The sequence below is a fragment of the Mycolicibacter sinensis genome, from assembly GCF_001667375.1.
Lineage (GTDB): Bacteria > Actinomycetota > Actinomycetes > Mycobacteriales > Mycobacteriaceae > Mycobacterium > Mycobacterium sinense_A.
In genome coordinates, this window is sequence record NZ_LZIN01000004.1 from 17,437 (window position 1) to 37,456 (window position 20,020).

Consider the following 20,020-nt stretch of genomic DNA (forward strand, 5'->3'; position numbering starts at 1 on the left):
ACGGTAATTTTTCCCTATGCTCCCCTCAGCATTTGGTGCCCTCGCGCGCCGTCTCGCCCCCCTTTTGACTGTTGCGGCCCTCGTCGGCGCCGCTCCGGCCTTCGCCGACGGGGACAACCCGCTGGCCGGCATGCCCTTCTACGTCGATCCCATCTCCAAGGCGATGCATGCCGCCAATGCCCAGCCCGACAGCGCCGAGCTGGCCCGAGTCGCCAACACGCCGCAGGCGTACTGGCTCGACCAGGCGTTCGGGCCCGGTGCGGTCGGCGCAACCGTGGCCCGGCACACCGGGGCGGCGGCCGCGGCCGGTGCCATGCCGGTGCTGGTGCTCTACGCCATCCCGCACCGTGACTGCGGCAGCTACGCAGCCGGGGGTTTTTCCTCCGGCGCGTCCTATCGCGCCTGGGTCGACAGCGTCGCCGACGGGATCGGCGGCAACCCGGCCGCGATCATCCTCGAGCCCGACGCGCTCGCGATGGCCGACTGCCTCTCCGGTGATGCGCGCCAGGAGCGCTTCGACCTGATCAGCTACGCCGTGGATACGTTGGGCCGCAACCCGGCCACCGCGGTCTACGTCGACGCCGGGCACTCGCGTTGGGTGAACGCCGGCGAAATGGCCAACCGGCTCAACCAGGCCGGGGTGGGGCGCGCCCGCGGTTTCTCCCTCAACAGCACGAACTACTTCACCACCGAAGAGCAGATCGGTTACGGCGAAGAGATTTCCGGGATGACCGGCGGCAAGCACTACGTGATCGACACCTCGCGCAACGGTGCCGGCCCCGCCGAGGGCGACCCGTACGGCTGGTGCAACCCCAGCGGCCGGGCGCTGGGTGCGGCGCCGACGACCGACACCGCGGGCGCGCACGCCGATGCCTACCTGTGGGTCAAGCGGGTAGGGGAGTCCGACGGCAGTTGCGGCTCCGGCGAACCCGCCGCGGGACACTTCGTCAGCGACTACGCGATCAACCTGGCGCGTAACGCGGGATAGCCGTCCGCGCCGGCACGGTTCCCGTCGGGTAAACCAGAAGCCATGAGCGCACTTGCCGAAGAACTCCGGTGGACCGATGCCACCGCCCAGGCGGCGTTGGTGGCCCACGGTGAGGTCACGCCGACCGAGCTCCTGGACGCCGCGATCGAGCGGATCGAGCGCTCGAACCCGGCGTTGAACGCAGTGGTCATGGAGTGGTTCGACCATGCCCGGTCGGTTGCCGCCGGCACCGAGCTGCCTCGGGGACCGTTTCGCGGGGTTCCGTTCCTGCTCAAGGACCTCTACGCCGACTTCGCCGGGCAGACGCTGTCCAATGGCAACGCCGCTCTGAAAGCAGCCGGCAGACTCGCCAGTTCGGACAGCACCCTGGTCGCTCGGTTCAAGGCGGCCGGGCTGGTCATCGCCGGGCGGACCAACAGCCCGGAGTTGGGCAGCCTGCCCACCACCCAGCCACTGGCGTGGGGACCGACCCGCAACCCGTGGGCGCCGGAGCGGACGCCGGGCGGGTCCAGCGGCGGGGCGGCGGTCGCGGTGGCCACCGGAATGGTGCCGTTCGCGCACGCCTCCGACGGGGGCGGCAGTATCCGCATCCCGGCCTCGTGCTGCGGGATCGTGGGTCTCAAGCCGAGCCAAGGCCGGATCACGGTCGGTCCGGTCCGGGCCGAGGCGGGGCTGGGGGTGGAACTGTGCGTCAGCCGTTCCGTACGTGACACCGCCGGGCTGCTCGACGCGGTGCGCGGTCCCGGTGTGGGGGACACCGTCATCGCGCCCGAGCCGCAACGCAGCTATGTCGAGGAAGTCGGTGCCGACCCGGGACGGCTGCGAATCGGATTCCTCGATGCGCATCCGCGCGGCGACTTTCTGCACGAGGACTGCCGATCGGCGGTCCGGGCGGCGGCGTCGATGCTGGAGGGCCTCGGGCACATCGTCGAACCGGCCTGGCCGTCCTGTCTTGCCGACAGCGCGCTGGTGCACCGGTTCATGGCACTGTGGGCGACGCAGATGGCGCTGGCCGCCCGCGGTATCGGCGCCACTCTCGGACGCGAGGTGACCGCAGCGGACATGGAGCCGGTGAACTGGGCGCTGGTCGAGCAGGCGCAGCGGTTGACCGCCGTCGACTACGCCGCCGCGCAGGCGGCGGGCTGGACCTTTCGGCGCGCATTGCAGCAGTGGTGGGCGGACGGCTGGGATCTGCTGCTGACACCGACGGTCGCCGAGCCGCCACCACTGCTGAGCGAGTTCGAGAACGATCCCGCGCTTCCGACCGCCCCGCAGCGGCGGGCCGGCCGGTTCGCCGCGTTCACGCCGCCGTTCAACATGAGCGGACAGCCCGCGATCAGCCTTCCGCTGTACCGCAACGCCGATGGACTGCCGATCGGCGTCCAGCTCGCCGCCGACTACGCCCGCGAGGACATCCTGATTCGTGTTGCCTCGCAGCTGGAATCAGCGCACCCGTGGTCGGCGGCGCATCCGCCGATAGCCGGTTGAGCGCGCGAAACCTACTACTACCTACTTCGGGGGCATCCGGATGCCGCCGTCCACCCGGACGACCTCGGCGTTCATGTAGGAGTTGGTGAGCAGCTCGACCACCATCGACGCGAGCTCCTCAGGCTTGCCGAGCCGGTGCGGAAACAGCACGGACTCACCGAGCTTGGCCTTGAACGCCTCCGAGGCCTCGCCCTCGCCGTAGATCGGGGTGTCGATCAGGCCCGGCGCGACGGTGTTCACCCGGATACCGACCGCGGACAGGTCGCGGGCCACCGGCAGGGTCATGCCCACGACGCCACCCTTGGACGACGAGTAGGCGGCCTGGCCGATCTGGCCGTCGAAGGCCGCGACGCTGGTCATGTTGACGATCGCGCCCCGCTCGCCGGTGTCGGTGAGCTCGTTGCGGCCCATCGCGGTGGCCGCGATCCGGATGCAGTCGAAGGTGCCGACCAGGTTGATGTCCAGCACCTTCTTGTACGCATCCAGGCTGTGTGCCGAGGAGAATTCGCCGTCTTTGCCGATGGTGCGCTGGGCCCAGCCGATGCCGGCCGAGTTCACCAGTGCCCGCAGCGGGCCGAGGTCCGCGGCGGTGTTGACGGCGTCGATGATCTGCTCGGTGCTGGTCACGTCCACCGGCACGAACACCCCGCCGATCTCGTGGGCCAGCGCCGTACCTTTGTCCGCCTGCAGGTCGGCCACGACGACCCGGGCGCCCTTGTCGGCCAACTGGCGGGCAGTTGCCGCACCGATTCCTGATGCGCCACCGGTAACGATCGCGCTTGCTCCAGTTATATCCACGGCAGACACTTTACGCGGACGCCTTTCCGGCCCGGGTTTCGGTCGAGGGAATTGGCCGACATTATCACTACGTCCAATAACCGAAGTTATGTCAGCCTGGCTGGCGTTCGGCGGAACGACTGACTAAAACTGTTGCGGGTGGTCTAATTTCGATCAGGTAACGGTTCGATCGCAGGGTCAGTGGGTTGGGAGTTTTCATGGGAGAACTGGTTGCGATGTCGCGTGCGGGGGGAGCGGCTGCGCCCCGCCGTAGGCGCGTAGTCGTCGCTGCCGTAAGCGTTTTCGCCGTGTTCGCCGGCATGGTCGGCGCGTTGCCGCTGACTGCGCGGTCGTCCGCTGCTTTGCCGCCGGCGGTGCAGTTGACCGGCGGGGGTACCGCATTCGTTATGGGCGGCAGCGGTATTCCATTGCCGTCGGACGGATATGTGAACACCGCCGACCTGTTCTATTTGCAGCCGCACGGCTTCACCGGCACCGCGCAATCACTGTTCACGCCCCAGTTGTACTTCCCGGGAAACGTCTCGGAAGTCCAAGGCGCCCAGATCCTGGCCGAGGCGATCAACAAGGAGATCGCCACCGGGCAGGTGAACGCCGACAACCCGGTGTATGTGTTCGGTTACTCCCAGAGTGCGGCGATGTCGTCGATGACGATGGAGCAGCTCTACCACCAGGGGGTGCCGGCTGAGGACGTCCACTTCGTGCTGGTCGGCAACGCCGCCAACCCCAATGGTGGCATCGTCGAAATGCTCAACCTCTGGGATGGCGACGTCAGTTTCTGGAACGGATTGATGCTCGGTCACCCGACTCCGGACTACTTCACCACCGACGTCTACACCCTGGAATACGACGGCTACGCCGACTTTCCCCGGTATCCGCTGAACCTGCTGTCGACTCTCAATGCCATAGCCGGCATGTTCACCCAGCACATCGCATATTTGGGCCTGAGCCACGACGACATCGCCAACGCAATTCAGTTGGACACCACCGACCCGGACAGTCTCACCAACTACTACATGATTCCCAGCGAGCACCTGCCGCTGCTCGAGCTGTTGCGGCTCAACCCGGTCTGGGGTGCCCCTCTGGCTGCGCTGCTGGAACCGAGCATGCGCATCCTGGTGAACCTGGGATACGGCAGCCTCACCGAAGGCTGGAACCAGGGCCCGGCCAACGTGCCCACCACCATCAGCTGGGACCTGTTGCCGAGCAACATCAGCTGGGGCGACATCAACGCCGCCCTGGCCAACGCCTGGACTCAAGGGATCCAGGACGCGTTCAAGGAACTGCAGAATCTGAACACCTATCTCCCCGGGGGATTCCTTGGCGACGACCTGTTCTCGTCGATCTTGACCGCGGCGCAGCGCGTCTACTTCGACATCCAGGACACCGGTTGGTGGTTGGGCGGTTCGGCTGCGGCCACCGACCCTGCGGACGGTTCGGACCTCGCGAGCTCCCTCGGGTCTCTCGTGGACGGCAACTCCGACGCATCCTGGATCGCCGACCTGCTCGGCCTGGACACGATCGCCCCCGCCTAAACCGGCTTCGGCCGGTGGGCACAGCCCAGTCGCAGAAAGGTCAATTGACAATGAATCGTCGTCATCGTCGCAGCTCCGGTGGGCGTGGTCGCGCCGCGGCCGGCCGGTTGTGTCGTGCCGTGGGCGGTGCCGCAGCGGCGTTGGCGCTCGCGCTGACACCCATGGTGACCGCACCGTCGGCCCAGGCGGATTTCGATTTCTTCGATCCCGGAGCCTGGTTCGACCTGTCTGACCTCAACCCGGCTGGCCTGGAGGGGGCCGACATCGGCGTGGCCAGCTTCGACCCCGCCGACATCGGCTCGGTCGACTTCAATGCGTTCGAGCCGGCCGACTGGGCGCAGCTCTACCAGGATGCTTTCTACCTCCCGATCCACAGTGCGCTGCAGAGCTTCCTGCACAACGCGGGCAATCAGCTGGTGATCGACTTGATCAACACGCCGTGGGTGCTGATGTTCGGCCGGGATCTGATCGGCGACGGTATCGATGGCTTTACCGGCGTCAACAACTCGCTGTTCGGCTGGCTCGGGTTGGGCGATCTCGGTGACGGCGGATTCCTGTTCGGCGACGGTGGCACCGGTGCTGCCGGTGTGGCCGGGGTCGACGGCGGCATGGGCGGTGCGGGCGGCGATGCCGGCTTGTTCGGTAACGGCGGTGCGGGCGGTCAGGGGGCCGCCGCCTACCTGGGCGCCGACGGCACGGTGGTCGAGGCCGGTGCCGGTGGCCAGGGCGGCTCGGGTGGTTGGTGGTTCGGCGACGGCGGCGTCGGCGGCCAGGGCGGTACCGGCTTCCACGACACTCTCAGCGGCCCGAGGCTGGTGGCGCATGACGGCGGTGACGGCGGCTCCGGGGGCGACGCCCTGGCCGGGTGGGGCTTCGGCGGAGCCGGCGGCCGCGGCGGATCGGGCTGGGTCGGTGTCAACGGTTCCGAGGTGACCGCCCTCAACGGCGGTGACGCCGGCAACGGCGGGACCGGCGGCAAGGCCGGGTGGTTCCTGGGCATCACCGGCGACGGCGGTGAAGGCGGTACCGGAGGAGCCGGAGCGGCCGGCTCGGCCGGCACGGCTTCCCAGCCGATGGGCGGCCACGGCGGCAACGGCGGCGACGGCGGTCAGGGCGGCGCGGCCGGTGCTAGCAACGCGTGGGTCGGCGGAGCCGGCAAGGCCGGTATCGACGGTGACGGGGGCTCCGGAGGCAAGGGCGGTGCCGGTTTGAACAACCCGCTCGGCGTCGGGGGCCGCGGTGGCGACGGTGGCTCCGGCGGAGCCGCGGGCCACGGCACGACCGGTGGCACCGGCGGTGCAGGCGGCGCCGGCGGAGCCGGTGGAAGCGGCCTGACCGGCGCTGACGGCGGCCGCGGCGGGAACGGTGGCGCGGCGACCAACCTGGTGGACAGTGCCGGCGGGGCCGGCGGTGCCGGTGGGTCCGGCGGCAACGGCATCGTCGGACCGGGCGGCGACGGGGGCCACGGCGGCAACGGCGGAGCCACCGACGGCGCATCCGGCAGCCCGGGCTTGCCCGGTGCATCCAACGACGGCAGGACAGGTGGCGCCGGCGGTGCCGGCGGTGCACCGGGCAATCCCGCCTAGCGTCGCGGGCTGCCGGCGGGAGGTGGCGGCGTGAGCACAGCGATCGTGGTGGGCGGCGGGCCCAACGGGCTTGCCGCCGCCGTGACGCTTGCTCAGCACGGGGTGCAGGTCACGGTGCTCGAGGCCGCCGACGAGGTCGGTGGTGGGGCGCGCAGCAGCGAGGCGATCCTGCCGGGTCTGCTGCATGACGACTGCTCGGCCATTCACCCGATGGCGGTCGGCTCCCCGTTCCTGTCCGGGCTCGATCCGGATCGCTATGGGTTGCAGTGGCGCTGGCCGCAGGTCGACTGTGCGCATCCCCTCGACGACGGCAGCGCCGGAGTGCTGTACCGCTCGGTCGAGCAGACCGCGGCCGGCCTGGGCCGCGACGGCGGCCGCTGGCGACGTCTATTCGAAGGTCCGGTCGCCCGGTTCGATGCGCTCAACACCGACATCATGGGCCCGCTGCTGCGGTTGCCGCACCACCCGCTGACCCTGGCCCGCTTCGGTGCCCCAACGGCACTGCCCGCCTCGGGGCTGGCCCACTGGTTTCGCACCCCGCAGGCCCGGGCGCTGTTCATCGGCGTGGCCGCGCACGCGTTTCGGCCGCTGCACTATCCGATGACCTCGGCGATCGGGCTGGGCATCCTCACCGCGGGCCACCGGCACGGCTGGGCCGTGGCCGCGGGGGGATCGCAGGCGATCGCCGATGCGATGGCCGCCGCGCTGATCGAACTGGGCGGCACCATCGAAACCGGCGTGCGGGTGGCTTCGGCATCGCAGCTGCCGCCCGCCGACGTGACGCTGTTCGACCTGGCGCCCGACGCCGTCGCACAGATCCTCGGCGACCGGTTGCCGCGCCGGGTGGCCCGGGCCTACCGCCGGTTCCGCCGGGGCCCGGGGGCCTTCAAAGTTGACTTCGCCGTGGAGCAGAGAGTGCCGTGGACCAACCACGATGCCCGGCTGGCCGGCACCGTGCACCTGGCGGGCACCCACCGCGAGCTGGCCGCCACCGAACGCGACGTCCACGCCGGACGCATGCCCGAGCGGCCGTTCGTCCTGGTCGGTCAGCAATACCTGGCCGACCCGCAACGATCCGTCGGCGATGTGCATCCGGTGTGGACCTACGCCCATGTGCCCCACGGCTACACCGGGGACGCCACCGCGGCGATCATCGCCCAGATCGAGCGGTTCGCCCCGGGTTTCCGCGACCGCGTCGTCGGTCAGGCCGTGCGCAGCACCGGCGAGATGGCGGTCTACAACCCCAATTTCGCCGGCGGCGACATCATGACCGGCGCAAAAGACGTTCGCCAGTTGGTCTTTGGCCCACGCATCACGCTCTCGCCGTACAGCACCGGAATTCCCGGTACCTATATCTGCTCGGCTGCCACCCCACCGGGGCCGGGAGCGCACGGCATGTGCGGGGCCAACGCAGCGCGCCTTGCACTGCGCCATCTGTAGCCGAATCCGGATGTCGCGGCCTGAATTGTGGCCCCGGCGGTGTGAGCAGGTTGTGACATGTCCGCAACAGCGCGGCGCTGCAGCCGAAACAACCACTACGCATTGTTTGACCAACTTGATCTACATATCGCACAGCTGGGTCGGCGAGGGGGTCTGGACACTTGGATCGTTTTCCGATTTTGGGGGTGCCGGACACCGGCGATACCGCCTGGATGCTGATGAGCGCCGCGCTGGTGCTACTGATGACACCCGGTCTGGCGTTCTTCTACGGCGGGATGGTGCGCGTCAAAAGTGTGCTGAACATGATCATGATGAGCGTCAGTGCCATGGGTGTGGTGACCGTGTTGTGGGTGCTCTACGGGTATTCGCTGGCCTTCGGTGAGGACGTGGGCAATGTGCTTGGCCGCCCTACCGATTACTGGGGCCTGAAGGGACTAATCGGTGTCAATGCGGCGCCCGCCGGTTCGGGCGGCACCAGCTCGGCGGTTGAGATTCCGGTCGTCGGTACCGTGCCGCAGAACGTTTTTGTCGCGTTTCAGTTGATGTTCGCGATCATCACGGTGGCGTTGATCTCCGGGGCGGTTGCCGATCGGTTGAGGTTCGGAAGCTGGCTGCTGTTCGCCGCTCTGTGGGTGAGTGTGGTGTACTTTCCGGTCGCGCACTGGGTGTTCGCGTTCGACGGAGCGGCGGCGGCCCACGGTGGCTGGATCGCCAACAAGCTGCATGCGATCGACTTCGCCGGCGGCACCGCAGTGCATATCAACGCCGGCACCGCCGCGTTGGTACTGGCGGTCATCCTGGGCAGGCGCAGCGGCTGGCCGGCGGCGATGCGTCCGCACAATCTCCCGTTGGTGATGCTCGGCGCGGCGATGCTGTGGTTCGGCTGGTATGGGTTCAATGCGGGGTCGGCGGTCAGCGCGAACGGTGTCGCGGGGTCGACATTCATCACCACCACGGTGGCAGCCGCCGCGGCAATGCTCGGTTGGCTGTTGGCTGAGCGAATCCGAGACGGGCATGCCACCTCGCTGGGTGCGGCGTCGGGGATTGTGGCCGGTTTGGTTGCCATCACCCCGTCGTGCGCCTCGGTGAACGTTGTCGGCGCCCTGATCATCGGTGCCGTTGCCGGCGTCGCCTGCGCCTTTGCAGTGGGCTTGAAATATCGTTTCGGCCTGGATGATTCGCTTGATGTCGTCGGGGTACACCTGGTCGGCGGGTTCGTCGGTACCGTGCTGGTGGGTTTCTTGGCGGCGCCTGCGACCGCTGCGATCGCCGGTGGTGCCGGCGTATCTCCCGGCTTGTTCTACGGCGGCGGTACGCAGCAGTTGTGGCGCCAGATCATCGGCGCGGGCAGCGTTGCGGCCTATTCGGCGGTGGGCACGGCTGCCGTGGCATGGATCGTCAAATACACCATCGGACTGCGTCTGGGCGCGGAAGCTGAAGCCTCGGGCATCGACGAAGCGCTACATGCTGAAAGCGGCTACGACTTCGCGGTCGGCGGCAGCCCGGGTCCTGTCCATTCCGCCGAGGAGAGAAGTGAATATGAAGCTGATTACCGCGATCGTGAAGCCCTTCACGCTGGAGGACATCAGGACCGGCTTGGAACAGGCGGGGCTGCAGGGCATAACGGTCAGTGAAGTTCGGGGTTATGGGCGGCAGAAAGGCCACACCGAGGTCTATCGGGGGGCGGAGTATTCGGTTGATTTCGTGCCGAAGTTGCGGGTTGAGGTCCTGGTCGAGGACGCTGCGGTAGAACAGATTCTGGACATCATCGCGCGCGCGGCACGCACCGGAAAGATCGGCGACGGCAAGGTATGGGTGAGCCCGGTGGAAACCGTGATGCGGGTCCGCACCGGTGAGCGTGGAGCAGATGCCCTATGAGATCTGACCCGAGTTGACCTCGGTGGGCCGCGATGACGCAACGCGAAGGGGAGCCCGCAACACGGTCAGTGCGATCTTTCTGCGCGACTACTGATTTGGCGCGGGCACGGGCAGCGCTTCGCTCAGAGAGCGCGGACCGGCTGGATTCGGCTGGGCTGCGGGATGAGTGGCGACGGCTGCACGAGTGCTGGTTGACCGCGAAGGCGGCGGAGATCGGCATCGTGGCAGACAGCGGATTCGCAGTCGCCGCGACCGGTTCACTGGGCCGGTGCGAGTTGCTACCCCACTCAGACTTGGACCTGTTGCTACTGCACGACGGCAAATCAGCCGAGGCAGTCGAGGAGGTTGCGGCGCTGTTGTGGTATCCGCTGTGGGACGCAGGAGTTCGCCTCGACCACAGCGTGCGTACCGTAGCCGAGGCTATCGAGGTCGCCGGAGCTGATCTGCTTGCGAACCTGGGCATGCTGGATGCGCGCCATATCGCCGGAGATGAGTGGCTCTCGACGCAACTGATCCGCGAGGTACGCCACCGGTGGCGGTACGGAATCGGTTCTCGCTACGGTGAACTCGTCGAAACGACGCACGCGCGGTGGCGGCGTAGCGGCGAAATCGCGCATCGCGTCGAGCCCGACTTGAAATGCGGACGCGGAGGGTCGCGCGATGTGCAGTTGCTCAACGCCTTGGCGATCGCTCAACTCGCGGACCGTGCGACTGTCTGCAGTTCGGAGATCGGAGGTGGTTCGGTCGATGCGTCCTACGTCCGGCTGCTTGACGTCCGTACCGAGTTGCATCGAGTCTCCGGGCGCGGGCACGAGCTGCTGATGGCCCAATACGCCGACGAGATCGGTGCTGCGTTGCGCATCGGCGACCGGTACGAACTGGCGCGCAGCCTGTCGGATGCGGCTCGCACCATCAGCTATCGCGTTGACGCGGGTCTGCGAATCGCTGCCAATGCACTGCCAAGACGCGGAATCTCCGCGGTGCGGCCGCGGCTACGGCGACCCCTGGATGACGGGGTGGTCGCATTCTCCGGAGAGGTGGTACTGGCCCGCGACGCCCGGCCGCAGCGCGATCCCGGTCTGGTGTTGCGGGTGGCGGCCGCGTCTGCCCGCACCGGATTGCCCATCGCGTCAGCCGCGTTGAGCCGCCTGGCCCGCGATCCGCCCGAGCTGCCGGAGCCGTGGCCTCGGGAGGCTCTCGATGATCTTTTGGTGGTATTGGCCGCCGGCCCGGCAATCGTGACAACCATCGAAGCGCTGGATCGCAGCGGGCTGTGGGGTCGGCTGTTCCCGGAATGGGCGACTATCCGCGATCTGCCGCCCCGCGACCCTGCCCACATCTGGACCGTCGACCGGCATCTCATCGAGACCGCGGTTCGGGCCCAGGCGTTCACAACCCAGGTGGCGCGCCCCGACCTGCTGGCCCTAGCGGCCTTGCTGCACGACATCGGCAAAGGCCGGAGTGGCGATCACAGCCTGATCGGGGCTGAGCTGGTGGCCCGGATCGGTACTCGGCTGGGTCTGTGGCCCAGTGATGTCACGATGCTCTCCACTTTGGTGAAGCACCACTTGCTGCTGTCGAAGGTCGTCGCCCGGCACGACCTCAACGATCCGGATGTCATCGCGGGTGTTGCGGCGGCGCTGGGCGGAGACATGGTGACGATCGAGGCGCTGCACGCGTTGACCGAGGCCGACGCGCTGGCAACCGGTCCGGAGACGTGGAACGGTTGGAAGGCAACGCTGGTCGCCGACCTGGTTCGGCGCTGCCGCCTCGTCATGGCCGGTGAGCCGCTGCCGCAGGCCGACCCGATCGACCCCGAGTACGTCTTGCTGGCGAAAGCGGGTGACATACACGTGGACCTGCGCCGCGACGCCGGTGGACGCGGCTACCGCGCGGTCATGATCGCCCCCGCGCAGCGGGGTCTGCTGTCGAAGGCTGCGGGAGTGTTGGCCATGAATTCGTTGCGGGTGCACACCGCGACGGTCAATGTTCGGCATGGGGCGGTGATCACCGAGTTCGTGGTGTCTCCGCACTTCGGCGCACCGCCGGTTGCCCAGCTCGTCGGTGAGCAGTTCCGCCTGGCGCTCGCGGACGGTATCGACGTCCACGCCGGGGTGCAGCGACGCCACGACGAATCGCACCGGACCACCTACGGTGAGGTTCCCGTCGGGGTGCCGGTGAGCGGTCCGGCGGCCCCGCCTCGAATCTTGTGGTTTGACAGCACACCGGGCCGGCCGATCATCGAAGTCCGTGCTGCGGATCGCCCCGGCCTCCTGGCACGGCTGGCCGCGGCGCTGGAACGGGCCGGCGCCGACGTCGTGTGGGCAAAGGTCACCACGAGGGGGTCGACGGCAGACGACGTGTTCTGTGTCGTCCTGCCTGGGCCGGTGGATCGAACAGTGATCGAGAAGCATCTGCTCACCGCATTGGCCTGACTCAGTACGTTTCGGCCATTATTCAGACCGCGGCCCGCCGTTTTCCTGTTCCCGGGTAGGCGTGGAGTTCATCGGTAGTTCGAGTGTGTGCCGATTAATTGGCACTCGCGTTAATTGGCGCTCGCGGAAAAATGTGGCTCCAGGGCTGGTTGTATCTCGGGCAGGATCCCGACGAATTGATCCAATAAGTGATTGGATAGTTGCATTCTCCCGAGATGGGCTTACCGGCGACCGCGGCAGGCCGCTCGGTGAGCGAGCGGCTGGGAGTCAGAGAGCTGCCAGGAATGACGCGTAGCGTGTGAGCAGGGTGAAACACGGACGAAACATCAGGACGTGGTGATGAGGCTTTGCAGCACGATGACGTGCGCGCGGTTGGGTGCTGTCGGCGTGGCCTTGGCGGTCGGGCTCAGCGGTGCCCCCGCGTTCCTGACCGGGCCGGCGAGCGCGGCGACCGCGTCGCCCGGTCGGGTGGTGTCAGCGCCGAGCGCAGGTCCTGTTGGTCCCGAGGCATGCATCATCGGCCTCAACTGTGGCTGCATCCGCTACCGAACCTGTCCGGGGCATCGGCGTCCGCCGGCCCGTACCCCTGAGCCCCAGATGGACGGGAAGGCCCCCGCAGTGACCAGAGACCAAGGGGCCGCTCCGGCAGCTGTCACACGAACACTTGTTTGGGCATCACTGTCGGCTTGATGCCGTAGCGGGGCAGACCTGAACCGGACCCGGAGCGTCCGGCTGAGGTCGCTGACCCGATCCCGGCCGGCACGGCATGCATCGGCGCAGCCTCGTCGGCGGCAGCGGTCCAGCCCGAGCCTGTCGATGCCGCGACTTGCGTTCCCGCCGCGGCCGACCAAGAAGCCGGGACGGACACCTCGCCGATCGTGGCCGCTTGGCCCAGTCCCGCCAACACCGGCGCCGCGCCGGAAGCCACCGCCCCCGCCGGTTGCGCCACGCCGGCCAGCACCGCTGGGCTCAAACCGGCTGCGAGACCTTCGGCGCCGACAACGTCGGAAGCCAGGCTGGCCGGGCCCGCCAAGGCCAGGGTGTGGCCCAGCGACACCGCCGTCGGGATCGCGGTACATACAAACCAAGCCGCAGTGTTCACGCCTCCGTTAATGGCATTCGAGAACAGTGGGGTGCCGAGAAAGAGGTCAACGGCGTTGCCGAGGGGCATGGCCGCCGATGTTGACGATGCCAGCGGTGAGGTGACCGTCTGTAGCGCCCCCTGCAGGGTCGTGAGGGCGTGGGCCAGCTCCTGCTGCAGCCCGACGGCTGCACTGGCGCCGGCGACCGCCGCCCCGGCCGGATTGGTGGGCTGCGGCGCCGGAGACATCGGCGACAACTCAGCTGCGCTGGCCGACGATGTGCTGTAGCCGAACATGGCCAGGGTGTCCTGCGCCCACATCTCCATGTAGTGGGCCTCGGTGGCCAGGATCGCCGGGGTGTTCTGCCCGAGCAGATTCGACGCGACGAGTGCTGCCAGCTGGGCCCGATTGGCAACGATCACAGGCGGGGGCACCGTCGCCGCGTGGGCGGCCTCGAAGGCTGCCGCCGACGCCATCGCCTGCGAACTGGCGTGGTGGGCGGCAGCGGAGGTGGTGTTCAGCCACGCCAGATAAGGCGCTACTGCGGTGGCCATCGCCGCCGCCGCCGGCCCCGTCCACAGTTCGTCGGTCAGCTCCGAGATCACCGACTGGGCGGACGTTGCCGAAGTTTCCAGCTCGGCGGCCAGGCTGCTCCACGCCGAGGCGGCTGACACCAGCGGTCCCGAACGGGCTCCGCTGTACATCCATGCCGACACGATCTCCGGCGGCAATGCTCCGAAATCGAAAGACATGCTGGTATCCCTTCTCGTCGGCTGGACTAGACGGCGGGCTGTCTGGGAATGACGGTGGGCTTGGTGCCGTAGCGCGGTACGCCGAATCTTCCGACGCCACGGTCGCCCGATGCTGCTGACGGCAGGGCGGCCGGCACGGCTGCCATGGTTGGCGCGGTTTGCGGGGCAGCCACGCTCGCGGCCGCCAGGCGAGCCGGAGTGGCGGCCGCGGCCGCGACACTGTCCCCGGCCCAACCCGGCGCGGTTGCGGCGCCCATTGCGGTGGCCGGCGCGACTCCAGCTGCCATCGGTGTCGCGCCCATGCCGGCCGTCGCGATCGGTCCCGCCATCCCGCCCAGCATGGCCTGGTCCAACCCGGCCAATCCGCCGGCATCGGCGGCGACCTCTTCGGGAAAGTCGAGAAGGCCGCCACCGGCCAAGCCGAGCAGGGCCGAGCCGGCTGAGGCCCAGTTGCCCATCCCGATGTTGCCGATGTTGGCGGCGTTTCCGGACAACAGCGAAGAACTGCCACTGGTCGGGACACCCAGGACGTCGGTCAAGAACCCTTGGATCGCCGCGTCCAGCGACGTCGTGGATTGGTTGGTCGCCTCGGCGGCGGAGTACATGACGGCGTTCTGCCCGAGGGCCCGCACAAGCTGCTGGTGAACGACCGCCGCCTGGTCGCTGATCGACTGGTAGAGGCTGCCATAGGTCGCAAAGAGGGCGGCTTGTAGTTGCGAAACCGGGTCCGTGCCGGCCGGGGCGATGGCGGTGGTGGGGATTCGCGCCGAGGCGCTCTGTGCGACGAGGACTTCGCCGATACCTTGGAGTTGTCCCGCGGCTGACGTCATGGCTGCGGGCGCCGCTTTCACAAATGACATGCGTTCTCCTCCCAGATTGCGGGCCCGACCGTCGAGTGATCCGCGGTGTTTGGTGCCACCCGCACGCTGAGAATTTCACGAATTCGGGTGGGCGGAAGAGGCGTAACATCCTGTTAGCGGCTGCATGCAGAAGTATTAACGCAGCCAATGGTCCGTGAGTAGTATGAAACATTGCATTAATCGCCATGATTCGTCGCATTAACTGTGCGATATTTCTAACTTCGCAGTTACATTATCGTCAGGTCCGACTGCCCCCACCGCCTCGACCGCGCCCAGTGGGCCGACACCCTTTAGGCTGGCTGCGTGTTCGAATCACTGTCCGACCGGTTGACCGGTGCTCTTCAGGGGCTGCGCAGCAAGGGTCGTCTCACCGACGCCGACATCGACGCCACCGCCCGGGAGATCCGGCTGGCACTGCTGGAGGCCGACGTATCGCTGCCGGTGGTGCGGGAGTTCATCGGCCGGATCAAGGACCGGGCCAAGGGCGCTGAGGTCTCCGGTGCCCTCAACCCGGCCCAACAGGTCGTCAAGATCGTCAACGAGGAGCTCATCGGCATCCTCGGCGGGCAGACCCGCACGCTCACCTTCGCCAAGACTCCGCCGACGGTGATCATGCTGGCCGGTCTGCAGGGTGCGGGCAAGACCACCCTGGCCGGCAAACTGGCGACCTGGTTGCGGGGGCAGGGCCACACCCCGCTGCTGGTGGCCTGCGATCTGCAGCGCCCGGGCGCGGTCAACCAGCTGCAGGTCGTTGGCGAACGCGCCGGGGTCGCCGTGTTCGCCCCGCATCCCGGTACCTCCGCCCAGGCGCACGAGGCGCAGATCGGCCCCGGTGACCCGGTCTCCGTCGCCGCCGCGGGCCTGGCCGAAGCCAAGGCCAAGCACTTCGACGTCGTCGTCGTCGACACCGCCGGTCGCCTCGGCATCGACGAGGAGATGATGGCCCAGGCCGCCGCCATCCGCGATGCCGTCCAGCCCGACGAAGTGCTGTTCGTGCTGGACGCGATGATCGGCCAGGACGCCGTCACCACCGCCGACGCCTTCCGCGAGGGGGTCGGTTTCACCGGTGTGGTGCTGACCAAGCTCGACGGTGACGCCCGCGGTGGTGCGGCGCTGTCGGTGCGTGAAGTCACCGGCGCGCCGATCCTGTTCGCTTCCACCGGGGAGAAGCTGGAGGACTTCGACGTCTTCCACCCCGACCGGATGGCCGGTCGCATCTTGGGCATGGGCGACGTGCTGAGCCTGATCGAGCAGGCCGAGCAGGTCTTCGACGCCCAGAAGGCCGAGGAGGCCGCCGCCAAGATCGGGACCGGCGAGCTCACCCTGGAGGACTTCCTCGAGCAGATGCTGGCGATCCGCAAGATGGGCCCGATCGGCAACCTGCTGGGCATGCTGCCGGGCGCGGGCCAGATGAAGGACGCGCTGGCCGCCGTCGACGACAGTCAACTCGACCGGCTGCAGGCCATCATCCGTGGCATGACTCCCGCCGAGCGGGCCGACCCGAAGATCATCAACGCCTCCCGCCGGCTGCGTATCGCCAACGGCTCGGGGGTTGCCGTGTCGGAGGTCAACCAGCTCGTCGACCGGTTCTTCGAGGCCCGCAAGATGATGTCGTCGATGATGGGCGGGATGGGCCTGCCCGGCATGGGCCGCAAGAGCAGTACCCGTAAGGCAAAGGGCAAGGCGGGCAAGAAGGGCGGCAAGAAGCGGGGGCCCACCCCGCCCAAGGCGCGCAACCCGTTCGGTGCCATGCCGGCCGGTTTCCCCGACCTGTCGCAGATGCCCGAGGGGCTCAACGAGCTGCCGCCGGGGCTGGCCGATTTCGACCTGTCCAAGCTGAACTTCCCGGGACAGAAGTAATTTGGCGGTGCACGTTCGCGGCCGCGGGCTGCCCGATGACGAACCGGTCGAGTATTGGATCGTCGACGGCGCGGTCAGCCTCGAGCCGGTCGACGACGCCGAGACGGTGTTCTCCGACGGCTGGATCATCCCGGGTCTGGTCGACGGGCACTGCCACATCGGGATCGGACCCGGCGGTCCGGTCGACGCCGAGGAGGCGTTGCGCCAGGCCGAAACCGAGCGTCGCGCCGGGGTGCTGCTGATCCGCGATGCCGGCTCACCGATCGACACCCGCGGCTTCGACGACCGCGCCGATCTGCCGCGCATCATCCGAGCCGGGCAGCACCTGGCCCGCACCAAGCGCTACATCCCCGGCTTGGGCCTCGATATCGACGACGAGAGCCGGTTGCCGGAAGCTGTTGCGGCCCAAGCCCGTCGGGGCGATGGCTGGGTGAAGCTGGTCGGGGACTGGATCGATCGGGGGATCGGCGACCTGGCGCCGCTGTGGTCCGACGAGGTGCTGAAGTCGGCCATCGACGCCGCGCACGTCAACGGCGCCCGGGTCACCGCGCACGTATTCGGTGAGGACGCCCTGCCCGGTCTGATCAACGCCGGTATCGACTGCATCGAGCACGGCACCGGGATCACCGACGACATCATCGCGCTGATGCTGGCCCATGGCACCGCCCTGGTGCCGACGTTGATCAATATCGAGAACTTCCCCGGGATCGCCGATTCGGCGGCCAGGTACCCGGCCTACGCGGGGCACATGCGGGCGCTGCACGCGAGCTGCCGGGAGCGGATCGGCGCCGCCCGAGAGGCCGGGGTGCCGATCTATGCCGGCACCGACGCCGGCGGCATGATCGCCCACGGCCGGATCGCCGACGAGGTGCACGCCCTGACGGGTGTGGGGCTCAGTGCCACCGAGGCGCTCGGTGCGGCCTGCTGGGATGCCCGGCGCTGGCTGGGAGCACCGGTGCTGGAACACGGCGCTTCGGCCGACCTGCTCTGCTTCGCCGAGGACCCGCGCGGCGGGCCGGAGGTGCTGAGCCGGCCGGATCTGGTGATGCTGCGCGGGCGCGTGTACTGAGTCGCGCCGGCCTACAAGCTGCCGACTCCCGACATCGGGCCCTGCGCGAAACCCCAGTCCAGCAGCGCGGAGGCCTGATCCCAGTAGGTCGGACCACCCTCGTGGATCAGCCCGTACATCATCGCGACCACCAGCCGCCGGCCGTCGCGGGACGCGGCGCCGACATAGGTTTTGCGGGCCGCGTCGGTGAATCCGGTCTTGCCGCCGAACGCACCCGGATAACGGGCCAGCAGCTCGTTCATGTTGACGATCGGGCGCTCGCCGGACTCGGTGGGAAACATCGCCGACGGCTGCGCGGTGATCTGCGCGAACACCGGGTTGGCCATCGCCGCCCGGAAGATCGCCGCCAAGTCGTGCGGGGTGCTGCCGCCGGGGCCGCCGGGGCCGTCGAGACCGGACGGCGTGCTGGCGTGGGTGTTGGTCGCGCCGACCGCGGCGGCCTTGGCGTTCATCTTCGCCACGGTCACCTCGGGCCCGCCGAGCATGTCCGCGAGCGCATTTGCGGCGTCATTACCCGACACCAGTAGCAGGCCTTCGAGCAACTGACGCGCGGTGTAGCTGCGGCCCGGCTTGAGCCCGACGCAGTTGCACTCCACCGCGGTGTCGGCCGGGGTGGCGACCACGGCGTCGTCGAGGTTGAGCTCATCGAGCACCACCAGCGCGAGCAGCACCTTGATCGTGCTGGCCGGCGGGGTGACGGCGTACCCGTTCTGCTCGGCGAGCACCTGCCCGGAGTCCAGGTCGGCGATGAGCCAGTTCGGCGCGGGGCCGGCCGGAACCGGTGCGGAACCCAGCGGCTGGGCGACATCGGCGGAGGCGGTCACGGCGGTGGCGGCGAGCACGGTCAGCACAGCCGCGATTGCGGCCAGAAGTTTCCGCATGGCGGGTTACCTTACCGTCCCCTACCACTGCAGTGTTGAATCGAGAAATGCTGAGCCAGGCCGAAATGTCGGATCGGTGGCAGATCCAGCAGCTGCTGGTCGACTACTCCACCGCCATCGACACCCGCAGCTTCGACGACCTCGACGCGGTCTTCACCGAGGATGCCTACATCGATTACCGCGCGATGGGCGGTATCGAGGGGCTTTATCCCCAGGTGAAGGCCTGGCTGGCGGAGGTGCTGCCGAATTTCGCCGGCTACGCCCACATGCTGGGCCTGCCGTCGATCCGGGTCGACGGGGACACGGCCACCGCGCGCACCTTCTGCTTCAACCCGATGGTGTTCGGCGGGGAGAAGCCGGCGACCATGCTGCTGGGCCTGTGGTACGACGACGCCTTCGTCCGCACCGCCGACGGCTGGCGGATGACCCGCCGCGTCGAGACCAAGTGCTTCGAGAAGCTGCCGTAGGGCGATTTCTGCGCAGCGGGCCGGTTCTGGCACAATGGGCGGCTGTCCGTCGTGTGACCGTGCCCGTATCGGGCGTGCGGTCTCCCGGCGCAACACGCGAGGCAAAACCGGAGGTGGGCAATCCGCCCGCATCGCTGAATTGCAGCGTGCTACCCAGGAGTGATTCATGGCTGTCAAAATCAAGCTCACCCGGCTCGGCAAGATCCGCAACCCGCAGTACCGCATCGCGGTCGCCGACGCGCGCACCCGCCGGGACGGCCGGTCCATCGAGGTCATCGGCCGCTACCACCCCAAGGAAGAGCCGAGCCTGATCGAGATCGACTCGGAGCGCGCCCAGTACTGGCTGTCGGTCGGGGCTCAGCCCACCGAGCCGGTGCTCAAGCTGCTGAAGATCACCGGTGACTGGCAGAAGTTCAAGGGCCTGCCCGGTGCCGAGGGCAAGCTGAAGGTCAAGCCGGCCAAGCCGAGCAAACTGGAGCTGTTCAACGCCGCGCTGGCCGAGGCCGAGGGTGGCCCGACCACCGAGGCGACCACGGCCAAGAAGAAGAAGGCACCTGCCAAGAAGGCCAAGGACGACGCCAAGGACGATGGCGCCGAGGCCAAGGACGAGGCTCCCGCTGCCGAGGCCGCCGAGCCGGCCACCGAGAGCTGAGTGCGGCCGTGAGTGCCGTGGTGGCAGATGCCGTCGAGCACTTGGTGCGCGGCATCGTCGACAACCCCGATGACGTTCGCGTCGACATGGTGACCAACCGGCGTGGCCGCACCGTGGAGGTGCACGTCCACCCCGACGACCTGGGCAAGGTGATCGGTCGCGGCGGTCGTACCGCCACGGCGTTGCGCACCCTCGTCGCCGGTATCGGTGGACGCGGTATCCGCGTGGACGTGGTCGACACCGACCGGTAGC

Annotated in this window: 18 protein-coding genes; 13 read left to right on the forward strand and 5 right to left on the reverse strand. The window is 68.3% G+C overall.

Features of this window, described 5'->3' with window-relative positions; translation table 11 throughout:
• Nucleotides 1-16: 16 nt before the first annotated feature.
• On the forward strand, nucleotides 17-988 hold the full coding sequence (locus tag A5771_RS00725; RefSeq protein ID WP_082946982.1) for a glycoside hydrolase family 6 protein: 972 nt from the start codon (nucleotides 17-19) through the stop codon (nucleotides 986-988).
• Nucleotides 989-1,030: 42 nt separating this feature from the next.
• Entirely contained in the window at nucleotides 1,031-2,476 is a 1,446-nt protein-coding gene (locus A5771_RS00730) for an amidase (RefSeq protein ID WP_064853293.1), read from the forward strand.
• Between the two features lie 21 nt (nucleotides 2,477-2,497).
• Here A5771_RS00730 and A5771_RS00735 read toward each other — a convergent pair whose 3' ends face one another.
• Nucleotides 2,498-3,274: an SDR family NAD(P)-dependent oxidoreductase gene (locus tag A5771_RS00735; protein ID WP_064853350.1), complete on the reverse strand. Its 777-nt coding sequence runs from the start codon at nucleotides 3,272-3,274 to the stop codon at nucleotides 2,498-2,500.
• A gap of 287 nt (nucleotides 3,275-3,561) precedes the next feature.
• Here A5771_RS00735 and A5771_RS00740 point away from each other — a divergent pair, with 287 nt between their 5' ends.
• From A5771_RS00740 to A5771_RS00765, 6 genes are all read left to right on the forward strand, one after another.
• A complete protein-coding gene (locus A5771_RS00740; protein WP_234782884.1) occupies nucleotides 3,562-4,806 on the forward strand; it encodes a PE-PPE domain-containing protein in 1,245 nt (414 codons plus the stop codon).
• 50 nt (nucleotides 4,807-4,856) lie between these two features.
• Complete coding sequence (locus tag A5771_RS24240) at nucleotides 4,857-6,392, forward strand: hypothetical protein (RefSeq protein ID WP_165612849.1); 1,536 nt, start codon at nucleotides 4,857-4,859, stop codon at nucleotides 6,390-6,392.
• 30 nt (nucleotides 6,393-6,422) lie between these two features.
• Nucleotides 6,423-7,832: a phytoene desaturase family protein gene (locus tag A5771_RS00750; RefSeq protein ID WP_064853295.1), complete on the forward strand. Its 1,410-nt coding sequence runs from the start codon at nucleotides 6,423-6,425 to the stop codon at nucleotides 7,830-7,832.
• Nucleotides 7,833-7,993: 161 nt separating this feature from the next.
• Nucleotides 7,994-9,466 (forward strand): ammonium transporter, encoded by a 1,473-nt coding sequence (locus A5771_RS00755; RefSeq protein ID WP_082946983.1) that lies wholly within the window; start codon nucleotides 7,994-7,996, stop codon nucleotides 9,464-9,466.
• On the forward strand, nucleotides 9,372-9,710 hold the full coding sequence (locus A5771_RS00760) for a P-II family nitrogen regulator (protein ID WP_064853296.1): 339 nt from the start codon (nucleotides 9,372-9,374) through the stop codon (nucleotides 9,708-9,710). The genes A5771_RS00755 and A5771_RS00760 overlap by 95 nt, the downstream gene beginning before the upstream one ends.
• Nucleotides 9,711-9,742: 32 nt before the next feature.
• Nucleotides 9,743-12,145 (forward strand): [protein-PII] uridylyltransferase, encoded by a 2,403-nt coding sequence (locus A5771_RS00765; RefSeq protein WP_064853297.1) that lies wholly within the window; start codon nucleotides 9,743-9,745, stop codon nucleotides 12,143-12,145.
• A gap of 326 nt (nucleotides 12,146-12,471) precedes the next feature.
• Here A5771_RS00765 and A5771_RS22925 read toward each other — a convergent pair whose 3' ends face one another.
• From A5771_RS22925 to A5771_RS00775, 3 genes are all read right to left on the reverse strand, one after another.
• A complete protein-coding gene (locus A5771_RS22925; RefSeq protein WP_131808876.1) occupies nucleotides 12,472-12,663 on the reverse strand; it encodes a hypothetical protein in 192 nt (63 codons plus the stop codon).
• Between the two features lie 134 nt (nucleotides 12,664-12,797).
• Nucleotides 12,798-13,979, reverse strand: coding sequence for a PPE family protein (locus A5771_RS00770; RefSeq protein ID WP_064853298.1), 1,182 nt, complete (start codon nucleotides 13,977-13,979; stop codon nucleotides 12,798-12,800).
• Between the two features lie 26 nt (nucleotides 13,980-14,005).
• Entirely contained in the window at nucleotides 14,006-14,839 is an 834-nt protein-coding gene (locus A5771_RS00775; protein WP_064853299.1) for a PE family protein, read from the reverse strand.
• A 303-nt stretch (nucleotides 14,840-15,142) separates the two neighbouring features.
• Between A5771_RS00775 and ffh the strand changes: the two genes are divergently transcribed.
• Nucleotides 15,143-16,699, forward strand: a complete 1,557-nt coding sequence (gene ffh, locus A5771_RS00780) for a signal recognition particle protein (RefSeq protein ID WP_064853300.1) — start codon at nucleotides 15,143-15,145, stop codon at nucleotides 16,697-16,699.
• A gap of 1 nt (nucleotide 16,700) precedes the next feature.
• Nucleotides 16,701-17,768: an amidohydrolase family protein gene (locus A5771_RS00785; protein WP_064853301.1), complete on the forward strand. Its 1,068-nt coding sequence runs from the start codon at nucleotides 16,701-16,703 to the stop codon at nucleotides 17,766-17,768.
• Between the two features lie 11 nt (nucleotides 17,769-17,779).
• Here A5771_RS00785 and A5771_RS00790 read toward each other — a convergent pair whose 3' ends face one another.
• Nucleotides 17,780-18,649: a D-alanyl-D-alanine carboxypeptidase family protein gene (locus tag A5771_RS00790; RefSeq protein ID WP_064853302.1), complete on the reverse strand. Its 870-nt coding sequence runs from the start codon at nucleotides 18,647-18,649 to the stop codon at nucleotides 17,780-17,782.
• Nucleotides 18,650-18,696: 47 nt separating this feature from the next.
• On the opposite strand from A5771_RS00790, the gene A5771_RS00795 reads away from it, so the two are divergent.
• The 3 genes from A5771_RS00795 to A5771_RS00805 all read left to right on the forward strand — a co-directional run bounded on the left by A5771_RS00795 (nucleotide 18,697) and on the right by A5771_RS00805 (nucleotide 20,019).
• The gene (locus A5771_RS00795; RefSeq protein ID WP_064853303.1) at nucleotides 18,697-19,116 is read left to right on the forward strand and encodes a nuclear transport factor 2 family protein; all 420 of its coding nucleotides are present in this window, start codon (nucleotides 18,697-18,699) and stop codon (nucleotides 19,114-19,116) included.
• Nucleotides 19,117-19,282: 166 nt separating this feature from the next.
• On the forward strand, nucleotides 19,283-19,768 hold the full coding sequence (rpsP, locus tag A5771_RS00800) for a 30S ribosomal protein S16 (protein ID WP_064853304.1): 486 nt from the start codon (nucleotides 19,283-19,285) through the stop codon (nucleotides 19,766-19,768).
• Nucleotides 19,769-19,776: 8 nt separating this feature from the next.
• Nucleotides 19,777-20,019 (forward strand): RNA-binding protein, encoded by a 243-nt coding sequence (locus A5771_RS00805; RefSeq protein WP_019736217.1) that lies wholly within the window; start codon nucleotides 19,777-19,779, stop codon nucleotides 20,017-20,019.
• Nucleotide 20,020: the final 1 nt, after the last annotated feature.